Source organism: Kribbella sp. NPDC049227 (assembly GCF_043197265.1).
Taxonomy (GTDB): Bacteria; Actinomycetota; Actinomycetes; order Propionibacteriales; family Kribbellaceae; genus Kribbella.
The window spans coordinates 118,829-131,399 of sequence record NZ_JBICST010000011.1; the positions used below are offsets into that span (position 1 = coordinate 118,829).

10 protein-coding genes are annotated in these 12,571 nt (G+C 68.1%); 2 read left to right on the top strand and 8 right to left on the bottom strand.

Features of this window, described 5'->3' with window-relative positions:
* The first annotated feature begins 25 nt into the window (after positions 1 to 25).
* Both ACGFH6_RS41490 and ACGFH6_RS41495 read left to right on the top strand, forming a co-directional pair.
* Complete coding sequence (locus ACGFH6_RS41490) at positions 26 to 1,792, top strand: bifunctional metallophosphatase/5'-nucleotidase (RefSeq protein ID WP_393396246.1); 1,767 nt, start codon at positions 26 to 28, stop codon at positions 1,790 to 1,792.
* Positions 1,793 to 1,835: 43 nt separating this feature from the next.
* Positions 1,836 to 3,374, top strand: coding sequence for an alpha/beta fold hydrolase (locus tag ACGFH6_RS41495; RefSeq protein ID WP_393396248.1), 1,539 nt, complete (start codon positions 1,836 to 1,838; stop codon positions 3,372 to 3,374).
* A gap of 42 nt (positions 3,375 to 3,416) precedes the next feature.
* Here ACGFH6_RS41495 and ACGFH6_RS41500 read toward each other — a convergent pair whose 3' ends face one another.
* The 8 genes from ACGFH6_RS41500 to ACGFH6_RS41535 all read right to left on the bottom strand — a co-directional run bounded on the left by ACGFH6_RS41500 (position 3,417) and on the right by ACGFH6_RS41535 (position 12,515).
* Positions 3,417 to 3,986, bottom strand: coding sequence for an OsmC family protein (locus ACGFH6_RS41500; RefSeq protein ID WP_393396250.1), 570 nt, complete (start codon positions 3,984 to 3,986; stop codon positions 3,417 to 3,419).
* 13 nt (positions 3,987 to 3,999) lie between these two features.
* Complete coding sequence (locus ACGFH6_RS41505) at positions 4,000 to 5,169, bottom strand: NAD(P)/FAD-dependent oxidoreductase (RefSeq protein WP_393396252.1); 1,170 nt, start codon at positions 5,167 to 5,169, stop codon at positions 4,000 to 4,002.
* A gap of 123 nt (positions 5,170 to 5,292) precedes the next feature.
* On the bottom strand, positions 5,293 to 6,690 hold the full coding sequence (locus tag ACGFH6_RS41510; protein ID WP_393396254.1) for a GH1 family beta-glucosidase: 1,398 nt from the start codon (positions 6,688 to 6,690) through the stop codon (positions 5,293 to 5,295).
* Between the two features lie 25 nt (positions 6,691 to 6,715).
* On the bottom strand, positions 6,716 to 7,720 hold the full coding sequence (locus tag ACGFH6_RS41515) for an ABC transporter ATP-binding protein (RefSeq protein ID WP_393396256.1): 1,005 nt from the start codon (positions 7,718 to 7,720) through the stop codon (positions 6,716 to 6,718).
* On the bottom strand, positions 7,717 to 8,745 hold the full coding sequence (locus tag ACGFH6_RS41520) for an ABC transporter permease (protein ID WP_393396258.1): 1,029 nt from the start codon (positions 8,743 to 8,745) through the stop codon (positions 7,717 to 7,719). Before ACGFH6_RS41520 ends, ACGFH6_RS41515 begins: the two co-directional genes overlap by 4 nt.
* Before the next feature lie 3 nt (positions 8,746 to 8,748).
* Positions 8,749 to 9,729, bottom strand: coding sequence for an ABC transporter permease (locus ACGFH6_RS41525; protein ID WP_393396260.1), 981 nt, complete (start codon positions 9,727 to 9,729; stop codon positions 8,749 to 8,751).
* A complete protein-coding gene (locus ACGFH6_RS41530) occupies positions 9,726 to 10,763 on the bottom strand; it encodes an ABC transporter ATP-binding protein (protein ID WP_393396263.1) in 1,038 nt (345 codons plus the stop codon). The genes ACGFH6_RS41525 and ACGFH6_RS41530 overlap by 4 nt, the downstream gene beginning before the upstream one ends.
* Before the next feature lie 69 nt (positions 10,764 to 10,832).
* Entirely contained in the window at positions 10,833 to 12,515 is a 1,683-nt protein-coding gene (locus tag ACGFH6_RS41535; protein WP_393396265.1) for an ABC transporter substrate-binding protein, read from the bottom strand.
* Positions 12,516 to 12,571: the final 56 nt, after the last annotated feature.

A 12,571-nucleotide genomic window follows, 5' to 3' on the forward strand; every position in this document is an offset into this window, starting at 1 on the left:
CGTTTCGACATTTGAGGAGACAATTGTGCGCAGAGTACGCCGCCCACGCACCCTCGCCGCCGGACTCGCGGTCCTGCTGACCGCCGGCCTCGCCCCGCCCGCCGCTCAGGCCGTTACCACATCGGTACCGGTGCAACTGGTCTCGATCACCGATTTCCACGGCTACCTGCGGCCTCCGTCGCCGGCCGACGGCGGGACCATCGCCGGCCCCGGCGGGACCACCCAGGTCGTCGGCGGGGCGGCGTACCTGGCCACGCATCTGCAGAGCATCCAGGCCGGCCACCCGAACTCGATCTTCTTCGCCGACGGTGACAACTTCTCCGGCTGGCCGTTCGAGGTGGACGCGCACGCGGACGAGCCGACGCTCGAGGTGCTGAACGCGCTCGGCGTCGAGTTCTCCAGCGTCGGCAACCACGAACTCGACATCTCGAAGAGCTTCCTGGTCGACCATATGACCAAGGGCAAGTGCTTCGGCAAGGTCGGCGTCGACAGTTGCTTCACCGACTCCACCGGCCGCCGGTTCCACGGCGCGGACTTCGAGTTCCAGTCGGCCAACATCGTCGATGCCAAGGGCCGTACGATCGTCGCGCCGTACACGATCCGCTGGGTGCGTGACCACGGCCGCAGCTACCCGATCGGCTTCATCGGGATGACGGTCCCGGACACTCCTGTCGGCTCGACCTCGTACCAGCCGGATCTGACCGCACTCGACCCGGTCGAGTCGGCGAACCGTGCCGCGGCGGAGCTGACCCGCAAGGGCGTGAAGGCGATCGTGCTGAACATGCACGACGGCGGTACCGACGCGTCCGCGACGTACGACGACTGCGTGAATCCGACCGGTCCGGCGGTCGAACTCGCGCGCAAGGTGACGTCGCAGATCGACGCGATCGTCACCGGTCACTGGCACGCCGCGTTCAACTGCAGCATCCCGGACCCGGACGGCAACCCCCGCCCGGTCGTCGAGGCCGCGAACCACGGCCGGCTGATCAACGAGATCAACCTCCAGCTCGACGGCCGCACCGGCGAGGTGCTCCGCGACAAGACCACGTCGGCCAACCACGCCGTCACCCGCGACGTCACGCCCGACCCGAAGATCCAGAAGATCGTCGACTACTGGGCCGCCGCCGGAGATCGCAAGTACGCCGAACCGGTCGCGACCATCACCGGCGACTTCACCCGCACCGCGAACTCCGCCGGTGAGAGCACCCTGGCCGACCTGGCTGCCGACGTCCACCTGTGGACCGCCCGGCAGAACGGCACGGCCGACCTCGGCATCATCGCCGCCAAGCCCGCCGTCGGAAGTACGGCGTTGCGCGCCGACCTCCTGGTTGCCAACAGCAACAAGCCGGGCGATGCCGACGGCCGGGTGATGCTCGGTGAGTCGTGGGACGCGTACGGGTACGGCAACCCGGTCCTGACCGTGAGCCTCACCGGTGCGCAACTGGACGCCGTACTCGAGCAGCAGTGGCAGACGCAGACCGACGGTACGGTGAAGTTCGCGCCGCTCGCGGTGTCGGGCAACGTCGGCTACTCGTTCGACGCGAGCCGGCCGGTCGGCGACCGTGTCGATCCCGCAGACGTGAAGATCGGCGGCGCCGCACTCGACCCGGCCAAGACCTACCGGGTGGCCGCACTCGCCTACACCGTGATCGGCGCCGACGGGTACGCGGCGTTCAAGAGCTACACCGACCCGGTCCGCAACAACACCGACCACGAAACCTTCGCGGCGTTCCTCAAGACCCACAAGACCTTGACTCCGGCGCCACTGACGCGGGTGACCCAGAAGAACTAGTCCGTCCGACGACGCGTGCGGTTTCCGGTGGCATAGTCGGTATGTGGTGCTCACGTTCGATGGGGATCTGGAGTTCGACCCGGCGTTGTTCGAGATTCGCCGGGCCGGAGTGCCGGTGCCACTGGAGCCGCAAGCGTTTGATGTTCTGGCCTATCTCGTCTCTCACCGTGACCGGGTGGTGGCGAAAGAGGAGTTGATGGACCGGGTCTGGGGCGGCCGCTTCGTCACCGAGGCGGCCGTCACCAGCCGGATCAAGCAGGTACGGCGCGCGCTCGGCGACGACGGTCACAGTCAGCGGATGATCCGGACTCTGCACGGCCGGGGGTACCGTTTCGTCGCGCCGGCCGACGCGCGGACCGAGCCGCGGCCGATCGAGCCGGTCCGCTACACCGTCAGCGACGGTCTCCACATCGCGTATCAGGTGACCGGCGGCGGTGACCTCGACATCGTGCTGATCTCCGGGTTCGTCTCCCACCTCGAGCAGGACTGGGGCGATCCCCGGCACGCCCACTTCCTGCATCGGCTGGGGACGTTCGGCCGGCTGATCCGGTTCGACAAGCGGGGCACGGGGATGTCGGACCGCCCGTCAGGTCTGCCGGACGTCGAGACGCGGATGCACGACGTCCTCGCCGTGATGGATGCGGTCGGCTCCCAGCGAGCCGTGCTGATCGGGTACTCCGAGGGCGGCCCGATGGCGATCCTGTGCGCTGCCACTCACCCGGAGCGGGTCGTGGGCCTGGTCCTGTACGGCGCCTACGCCAAGCGGATCTCGACAACGGACTATCCCTGGGCGCAGACCAAGGAAGAGTGGAGCCTCTACACCGATCAACTGGTGAACCGGTGGGACTGGGAGTCGGACATGCGGTTGCGCTGCCCGTCGGCCGACGTACCGATGCAGCGGTGGTGGGCACAGCGCATGCGAGCGTCCGCGACACCGTCGACCGTGCGGGCGCTGCTGGACATGAACTCGCTCGTGGACGTGCGAGACGCGTTGCCTGCGGTACGGGTCCCGACGCTGGTGCTGCATCGACTTGGCGACGCGCTCGTCGATGTCGGCGGCTCGCGGTACATCGCCGAGCGCATTCCTGGGGCGCGGCTGGAACTGCTCGACGGCGCTGACCACTTCGTCTCGGGGAACCCGGACCAGATCCTCGACCCGATCGAGCAGTTCGTGCGGGAGCTCCCGGATCCGGCGGGGCACGCGCCGGCGTTGGCGGCGGTGATCGCGCCGGCCGGATCGGGTGCCGATGATCTGGCAACGAGCCTGGCAGGCGCGGGCGGCCGTCGGTGCGCGGGTCCGGGCGGCCGGGCGGTGGTGCTGTTCGACGGTCCCGCCACCGCGGTGCGTGCCGGACTCGCCAACCTGCAGGGCGCCGGCAAGCTCGGTGTCGCGATCGCCGAGGTACCGCGGGACGAGACCGAGCTCGACGCGTACGGCGTACGGGTCGCGATCGAACTCGCCGACCAGGCACCTCCGGGGTCGGTGTGGCTGACTCCCGGGGTGCGTGATCTGCTCGCTGGTTCGGGGATCGCGACCGAGCCGGTCGACGACGGGATGTACCGCGCGGCGCGATGCAACTAGTGCCCTGCGCCGCAATCGCTCAAGGATCTCCGACGCAGGGCACTAGGCGGTGGCGACGTCGATCGACACCGGGACGCCGTGCGTGATCACGTCGTACACCGCCGAGCGGTTCATCGACTGCTCGACCAGACCCCGCAGCTTCTCGGCCCCGGCGTCGCCCTTGACGTGGAAGACGACGCGGATCGCCTCGTAGCCGTTGCGTACCTCGGGGTCGAGTCCGAGGATGCCGAGCAGGTTGATGTCGCCCTCGACCGTCGAGGTGACCTCCTCGAGGTCGATGCCCCGGGCCGCGGCGATGTTCGCCAGGCCGGACGTGAGGCAGGCGGCCAGTGCGTGCAGCAGGTGCTCGGCCGGTGTGGGGCCGTTGTCGTTGCCGACCAGCACCGGCGGGTGGTCCGCGTCGAACGTGAAGTCCGCGGGCCGGGTGTTCTCCTGCCCGGCGCCGTAGAACGCGTTGATCGTGCCGCGGTTGTGCGTGCCGCTGATCCACCGATTGGTGGCGCGGAACTGGAAGCGGGCGATCTCGGGCTGTGCCTTGACGGCGTCGAGCGTCGCGAACAACGTGGCGGTGTCGACACCGTTGCGGCGGCTGTCGGTCGTGGCTGCGGTCATGATGCTGTTCCTTTCAAGCGGCCAGATGCGCTGTGAATCCGGGAAACGAGGCGAGCTCGTCGGCCTCGCGTTCGAGCGCCTCACTGAGTTGGAGTTGCAGCTCGACGAAGCGGTCCGGTGGTGGGAAGGCGGTCAGGGCGCGGGTCAGGTCGAACACCTCGCGCAGCATGGCGTCCCGCGTCCGCTGGTACGACGTCATCGCGGCCCGTTCGAGCGTGGGATCGTCGAGGCTGCGGTCGATCGCGGTCGCGAGCAGCTCCGCGTCACGGAACGCGTCGGTGATGCCGTGCCCGGTGATCGGATCCCGGTGGTACCCGGCGTCGCCGACGAGCGCCCACCCCGGGCCGTGGGACTGACGAAGGTAGTTCGGGAGATCCGCGATTCCACGCAGCCGTGCGGTGACACGTCCGGCGCGGACTCGGTGGCCGAGGTCGGGCACCAGCAGCTCGAGCTGCTGGACGAACGCGGCGGTCCGTCCGGAGCCCGCCGTACGGATCGGTTCGAGCAGCGGAGTCGGCCGGATCAGCCAGACACACGCCGCGCCGTCATGTGTCGGGAACACGCCGGCGAACGTGTCCGGCGCGATGTGGAACTCGTACGTGTCCGACCTGAGCCCGGTCACGTAGGTGTAGAAGACCGCGCACGGCGACGTGAACTGCTCGTAGGTCCCGGCGCCGAAGTACCCGGCCATCCGGGAGCCACGGCCGTCTGCGCCGACGACCATGCGGGCCGGCAGTTCGACGCGGTCGCCGTCCGCGGACCGGCCGACGATGCCGGCGACCCGGCCGTCGTCCGATCGCAGCAGGCCGGTCGCGGTCACCTCGGTCCGGAGCTCCGCCCCCGATTCCACCGCCGCGTCCACCAGCAGACCGTCGAGGATCCGGCGACGTGGCGCGACCAGGACGTCCACGCCGGCGCGCTCCTTGATCCGCCGTACCTTCGGCTCCCCCTCGATGCCGAACAGAACGTGCGTGATCGCCGGCGCACCGCCGGCCAGGACGCGATCGAGAAGCCCCCACCGGGCGAGCTGGACGACGCCGCCGCGAATGAGTCCGTGCGTCGACAACGTGTCACTCGGCAGCCGCGTCTTGTCGACCATGAGGACGTCGTGCCCCATCCCAGCCACCAACCGAGCAGTCGCCGCCCCCGCACACCGAGCCCCAACCACCACAACGTCGTACATCTCCCCGCCCCCATCTCCGATGAGACGACTCTGCGCGGGGTACGCCGCCGGAAGCTTGGAGACCAGGTGGAGGATCCGATCGTCACGAATCCTCCACAATTGCCCGAGCCGCGGTACGGCGCGTCAGCGGGAGCGGTGCTGCTCCGCGAGATCCTTCAGGTAGAGGGCGCTGGCCTTGGGGATGCGGGCCTGGGTCTCGTAGTCGACCCGGACGATGCCGAAGCGTTTGGCGTAACCGTAGGCCCATTCGAAGTTGTCCATCAGGGACCAGGCCAGGTAGCCGCGGATGTCGGCGCCCTGGTTGATCGCGGCAGCGACAGCGGCCAGGTGGGACGTGAAGTACGCCGTCCGGTCCGCGTCGGCGACGAAGCCGGTGGAGTCGGGTACGTCGTCGAAGGCGGAGCCGTTCTCGGTGACGACCATCGGGAGACCGGGGTAGTCGCGGCTGATGCCGACCAGCAGATCAGTGAAGCCCTCCGGCACGATCTCCCAGTCCATCGCGGTGCGCGGCTTGTTCAGCGGAAGCGTCCGGCTGACCGGCAGGCCGCTGGAGTCGACCGTGCTGCCGTCCTCGGCGTACCCGGTGAACTTCTGGCTGAAGTAGTAGTTCACTCCGAGTACGTCGATCGGCGCCGCGATGATCTCGAGATCGCCGTCGAGTACCGGCAGCTCGACGCCTTCGGCAGTCAGGTCGGCAACCACATCGGCCGGATAACGACCGTGCACCAAAGGATCGAGGTAGATCCGCCGCCCCATTCCGTCCGCCCGCCGGGCTGCGTCGACGTCCGGCTGGGCGTCCGAGGCCGGGTACGCCGTAGCAACGTTCAACGTGATCCCGATGTCGAGCTTGCGTGGTGACGCCTCACGCATCCGGCCCGTGGCAAGGCCATGCGCGAGCAGCAGATGATGCACAGCAGCCAACGCTGCCGGGTATTCACGCCGCCCCGGAGCATGAGCGCCGTACGCATAGCCCAGCATCGCCGAACACCACGGCTCGTTGAGCGTGGTCCAGGTGTTCACCCGGTCGCTCAAGGCCTCGAACACGAGCATCGCGTAGTCGGCGAACCGGTACGCCGTGTCGCGCACCGGCCAGCCGCCCGCGTCCTCGAGCTCCTGCGGAAGATCCCAGTGGTACAACGTCACCCACGGATCGATGCCCTGCGTCAGCAACTCGTCGACGAGCCGGTCGTAGAACGCGAGCCCGGCCCGGTTCACCGGGCCCTTGCCGCGCGGCTGGACCCGCGGCCACGCCACCGAGAACCGGTAGGTGTCCAGGCCGAGATCCTTGATCAGGGCAACGTCCGCCGGCATCCGATGGTAGTGGTCGCAGGCGATGTCACCGGTGTCGTCGTTGTCGATGGCACCGGGCACCCGGCAGTACGTGTCCCAGATCGAGGGCGTCCGGCCGTCGACGTTCACCGCACCCTCGATCTGGTACGCCGACGTTGCGACCCCCCACCGGAAGCCGGCCGGAAGTCCCGTGATCAGGTCGGCGTCCCCCGAGACAGAAGTTGTGCTCATTGTGGCCTTTCGGATGTCGGAGAGATCAGGCGACCGGCACGCGGCCGGGGAGCCAGCAGGCAACGGCACGGCTGGGATCGTTGCGCGACGACGGGACACCGAGGACCGGGATCTCCGTCGAGCAACGGTCGAACGCGTGCGGGCAGCGCGGATGGAACGAACAGCCCGACGGCATTCCGCGCAGGTCGGGTGGTGAGCCCGGGATCCCGGCGAGTTCCCGGCGCGGGCCGCGCAGCGCCGGGAAGGACTTCAGCAGTCCCTCGCTGTACGGGTGCAGGGAGTCGGTGTACAGGTCGGCGGAGCGGGCCTCCTCGACGATCCGGCCGCCGTACATGATCGCGATCCGGTCCGAGAACTCGACCAGCAGCGACAGGTCGTGGGTGATGAACAGCACCGAGAACCCGAGCCGCTCGCGCAGTTCGACCAACTGGGCCAGGATCTGCCGCTGCATCACCACGTCGAGCGCGGTGGTCGGCTCGTCCATGATGACGATCTGCGGTTCGAGTACGAGCGCCATCCCGATCATCACCCGCTGCCGCATACCGCCGGACAGTTGGTGCGGGTACGCGTCCATCCGGTCGGCGGAGATGCCGACCAGCTTCAGCATCTCGTGTGCCCGGCTGGTCCGCGCGGACGGCGACAGGCCGGGCTCGTGTGCCTTGATCACGTCGAGCATCTGGGTCGAGACCTTGTGCACCGGGTTGAGCGAGTTCATCGCGCCCTGGAACACGATCGACGTCTCGGCCCAGCGGAAGGCCCGCAACTCCGGGTCGGTCAGCGCCATCACGTCGTACGCATCGCCGTTCGGCGGGTGGTAGACGACCGATCCGCCGCTGATCACGCCGGGTGGTGGCAGCAGCCGCGTGACGCCGTACGCGAGGGTCGACTTGCCGCTCCCGCTCTCGCCGGCCAGTCCGAGTACTTCGCCGCGGTGCAAGGTCAGCGTGACGTCGCGAACCGCCTGGACCGCCTGGTCGCCGAGGCCGTAGTCGACGTGGAAGTTCTTGATCTCCAGCACCGGCTCGTTCATGCGGCCTCCTCCTTACGCCGTACGACGGGAGTCGCGGGGGCATCCTTGGCACCCAGGACCGGCGTGAAGCCGACCCGCATCCGGACCGAGTGACCGTCCTTGGTCTTCACCTTGGTGTGGCCGCTGCTGCGCAACCGCGGACTGACGAACTCGTCGATGCCGAAGTTGATCAGCGACAGCGCCGTACCGAGCAGGGCGATCGCCAGACCGGCCGGGACGAACCACCACCACGCGCCCTGGGCCAGCGCCTGCTGGCTCTGCGCCCAGAACAAGATGGTGCCCCAGTTCCACTCGGAGATCGTCGAGATGCCGATGAACGCGAGCGTGATCTCCGACATCACCGCGAAGATCACCGTGCCGACGAAGCCGGAGGCGATGATCGCGGTCAGGTTCGGCATGATCTCGGCGGTGATGATCCGCCAGGTGCTCTCACCGGTCGCCCGGGCCGCCTCGACGTAGTCGCGCCGGCGCAGCGACAGGGTCTGCGCCCGCAGCACCCGGGCGCCCCAGGCCCACGACGTCAAACCGATGACCAGGGCAACCATCAGGTCGCCGGCGGCGGGGATGGTCGAGGCGACGATGATGATCAGCGGCAGTGCGGGGATCACCAGGAACACGTTCGACAGCGCGGACAGGCTCTCGTCCGCGGCGCCGCCGAGGAAGCCGGCGCTGACGCCGATCAGGATCGACAGCGCGGTCGCGACGATGCCGGCCAGCAGGCCGACGAACATCACGCCGCGGGTGCCGACCAGGACCTGGCTGAAGATGTCCTGGCCGAGGTGCGTCGTACCGAACCAGTGCTTGCCGGACGGCGCCTGGATCAGGTCACTGCTGCGGGCGGACGGATCGTACGGCGCGATCCACGGTCCGATGATCGCGATCAGGCAGAAGAACCCGAGCACGATCAGACCGGTCGCGGCCTTCGGATTGGCGACGAACCGCAGCCGGCGGCGCTTGGCCGGTGTGGCCGCGACCTCCGGGCCCCCGGGCGTGACCGCGGTGATGGTGGTGGCTGGTGCGGACACGGGTCAGCCTTCCTTCCGGGTACGCGGGTCGAGGAGCAGGTAGGCGATGTCGGCCATCAGGTTCGCGACCAGCACCGACAGCGTGATCACCAGGAACACGCCCTGCATCAGCGGATAGTCCTTGGAACCGACGGCCTGGAACAGGTTGTAACCGATGCCTGGATAGGAGAAGACGATCTCGACCAGCAGCGTGCCACCGACGATGAAGCCGAGCGCCAGCGCGAAGCCGGACACGTTCGGCAGCAGAGCGTTGCGGGCCGCGTAGCTGACCATCACCCGGCGCTCGGGCAGGCCCTTGGCGTGCGCGACGGTGATGTAGTCCTCGGACGCGACCGTGACCATCATGTTGCGCATGCTGAGGATCCAGCCGCTGACCGACGAGATCAGGATGGTGACGGCCGGCAGCAGGCTGTGCTGGATCGCGCTGCCGATGAACTCGCCGTTCCAGGACGGCACCAGGCCGGGCTCGTAGCCGCCCGACGACGGGAAGATACTGTCCGGTCCGGCCAGCAGCGTGATGGCCAGGAGGCCGAGCCAGAAGTACGGGATCGACGACAGGAACGTTGTCACTGGCAACAGTCCGTCCAGCCACGAACCGCGTCGCCAGCCGGCCAGTACGCCGAGCGACGTACCGATCATGAAGCTGGCGAACGTCGTGATGCCGACCAGCGCGATCGTCCACGGCAGGCTCTGCCGGAGGATCTCCGAGACCGGTGTCGGGAAGAAGGTGAACGACAACCCGAGGTCGCCGTGGAAGATCTGGCCCCAGTAGTCGACGTACTGACTCCACAGACTGGCGTTCTTGTCCAGGCCGAACAGCACGTACAGCGACTGGATCGCGTCCGTGCTCAGCTGGCCCTGGTACTTGTTGATCAGCGAGGTGACCGGATCGCCCGGGATCAGCCGGGGGATGAAGAAGTTGATCGTGAGCGCGGCCCACGCGGTGAACAGGTAGAAGGCGATCCGCTGCAGCAGGTACTTCACTTCGCGACCCCTTCCTCGTAGAGCCAGCAGGCCGCCCAATGACCGTCGTTGGCGGGCAGTTCGAAGCGGGGCGGAAGATCGGTCGAGCACTTCGGCATCGCGTGCACACAGCGCGGGTGGAACCGGCAGCCGCTGGGCGGCGCGATCAGGCTCGGCGGCTCACCGCTGCCCTGGTCCTCCGGGGCGCGCGGATCGCCGACGCGGTCGAGGCGATCAGGGTCCGGCGCGCTCTCGATCAGCAGCCGCGTGTACGGGTGGGCCGGGTGCTGGGTGACGGTTTCGGAGTCGCCGCCCTCGACCATGCGCCCGGCGTACATCACCAGGGTCTCGTCGGCGAAGTACCGGGCCGAGGCGATGTCGTGGGTGATGTAGAGGATGGCGAGGTTGAGCCGTTCCTTCAGGTCACGCAGGAGATTCAGTACGCCGAGCCGGATCGACACGTCGAGCATCGACACCGGCTCGTCGGCGAGCAGCGCCTCCGGGTCGGCACCGAGGGCACGGGCGATGGAGACGCGCTGGCGCTGACCGCCGGACAGTTCGTGCGGGAACTTGTCCAGGTAGCGCTCCGGGGGAGTGAGCTGGACCCGCAGCAGCAGGTCGCGCAGGTTCTCCTCGAGCTCGGCCGCGTTGGTGCCGGCCCGGCCGTGGATCCGCAGCGCGCGGGTCAGGTGGTACCGCACGGTGTGCGTCGGATTCAGCGAGGCGAACGGGTCCTGGAAGATCATCTGGACCTGGCGGCAGTACGCGCGGAACCTGCGGCCGCCCTTCACCGTGACGGACTCGCCGTGCAGCCGGATGTCACCCGACGTACGGCCGTACAGCTGGGCGAGCAGCCGGGCAACGGTCGACTTGCCCGAGCCGGACTCGCCGACGAGTGCGGTGACCCGTCCCCGGCGCAACGTGAGCCTGATGTCGTCCACGGCGTGGACTGCCTTGCGATCCCGGGTGAGCAGGTCGCGGATCCCCCGCCGTACCGGGAAGTGCTTGGTGAGGCCCTCGGCCTCGAGGACCACCTCGGTGTCGGTCACCGTCATGGAATCGGGACTCCTCGGTTCATGGCGCCGCGGCGCCAGGCGGTCAGGCCTGGCGCCGCGGGCCGCGCCTCACTGGGCGCCGGCGGGCTTCAGGTTCAGGACGATCTGCAGAGCGTTCTGCTGGGTCGGCTGGGCCGGCCCGTACTGGTTCTGCTCGTCGGGCCAGCCGACCCAGTTCTTCGTGCTGTAGAGACCACCGACGTTGGAGGCCGAGGTGGGGATCACCGGCATCTGCTCGACCATGATCTTCTGCAGCGTGTTCAGCGCGGTGGTCCTGGTGGCGTCGTCGGTCGCGTTGGCGTACTGGTCCAGCGCCGTGGTCGCCTCCGGGCTGTTGAACCGCCCGTAGTTGCCGCTGACGCCGCCCTTGCCGACCGGCTTCAGGATCTTGCCGTCCATGATGTTCTGGTAGATGTCGTACGGCGTCGCGCCGCCGTTGGTCCAGTGCATCGCGGCGTCGAAGTTGCCCTCGTCGATGTTCTTGAACCAGGCGTCCTGGTTGGCCTTGTCCACGGTGGCCTTGATCCCGATCGTGGACAGGTTGTCCTTGATGATCTCCAGGTCGGTGATGTAGTCCGACCAGCCCGCCGGGTCGGTCAGCGTGATCGTCACCGGCTTGCCGGTCGGGTCCTTGAGGACGTCGCCCTCGAGCTTGAAGCCGGCGTCGGTCAGCTCCTTCTTGGCGGCCTCGACATCGACCGAGTGCTTCTTGTCCTTGAAGTCCGGGGCGATGAACGACTCACCGGCCGGCGTCGGGATGCCGGTGACGGACTCGACCTTCGGGTAGAAGTAGCCGGCCTCACCCTGCATGAAGATGTCGTCGCGGTTGATCACCTTGTCCATCGCCCGCCGCAGCGCCGGGTTGTCGAACGGCTTGCGGGTGGTGTTGATCCACAGGCCGTGGATGCCGAGGTTCGCCGGGAACCACAGCTTGTGGTTCTTCGGGTCCTTGTCCTGGTAGACGGCCTTCACGTTCGGGACGAAGACGAAGCTCCACTCCGAGGCGCCGTTGGCCAGCGCGGTGGTCTGCGCGTTGTTGTCGTTGTACGACGTGTACCGCAGTTCCTTCACCTTCGGGAGGTCCTGCCAGTACGAGTCACGCAGCACCAGCGTGGTGGTCTGTGGGGTGAACGACTTGACCGTGTACGGGCCGGTGCCGATGGGGCTCTTCAGCGTGTCCTGGGTCGGGTCCTTCAGCGTGGACCACTGGTGCTTCGGAACCACGAAAGCGGTCAGGATCTTGTTCTGGTTGACGAACTGGGACCGGGTGAAGGTCAGGTCGACCTTGTTGCCGGAGGTGGTGATGGTCCCGTACGGGATCGCCTCCGGGTTCAGGGCCTCGTTGTCCTTGCGGATCTGGAAGGAGTACGCGACGTCCTCGGCGGTCATCGGCTGGCCGTCGGACCACTTCACGCCGTCGCGGACGGTCAGCGACAACTTGGTGTAGTTCGCGTCGAACTTCCACTCGGTGGCCAGCCAGGGTTTGCCCGCCTCGGTCGGCTTGATGCCGTTGATCATCACCAGCGGCTCGAAGATCATCCAGCGGTAGCCCAGCGAGGCGCCCGAGGAGGAGCCGAGGAACGGGTTGTGGTTCTCGGTCTGCGGGCCGTTCGGCATACCGACATTCAGGACGGTCGCGGTACTGCCGGAAGCGCTGCTGTTGGTCTTCCCGTCCCCGTTACTGCAGGCAGCCAGTGCGGCTGCCGCGAGCAAGCCCGACAGGGCCAGCGCGACAGTGCGTCGTGCTCGCATCGGTTCCTCCTGTGCTTCTGTTGGCGGATGGCCCACCCTGAGCCGGTGGGCCAGTG

Coding starts and splice junctions, on each gene's coding strand:
- ACGFH6_RS41500 (WP_393396250.1), bottom strand. CDS start 3,986: ATGACCGCAGCCACGACCGACAGCCGCCGCAACGGTGTCGACACCGCC.
- ACGFH6_RS41505 (WP_393396252.1), bottom strand. CDS start 5,169: ATGTACGACGTTGTGGTGGTTGGGGCTCGGTGTGCGGGGGCGGCGACT.
- ACGFH6_RS41510 (WP_393396254.1), bottom strand. CDS start 6,690: ATGAGCACAACTTCTGTCTCGGGGGACGCCGACCTGATCACGGGACTT.
- ACGFH6_RS41515 (WP_393396256.1), bottom strand. CDS start 7,720: ATGAACGAGCCGGTGCTGGAGATCAAGAACTTCCACGTCGACTACGGC.
- ACGFH6_RS41530 (WP_393396263.1), bottom strand. CDS start 10,763: ATGACGGTGACCGACACCGAGGTGGTCCTCGAGGCCGAGGGCCTCACC.
- ACGFH6_RS41535 (WP_393396265.1), bottom strand. CDS start 12,515: ATGCGAGCACGACGCACTGTCGCGCTGGCCCTGTCGGGCTTGCTCGCG.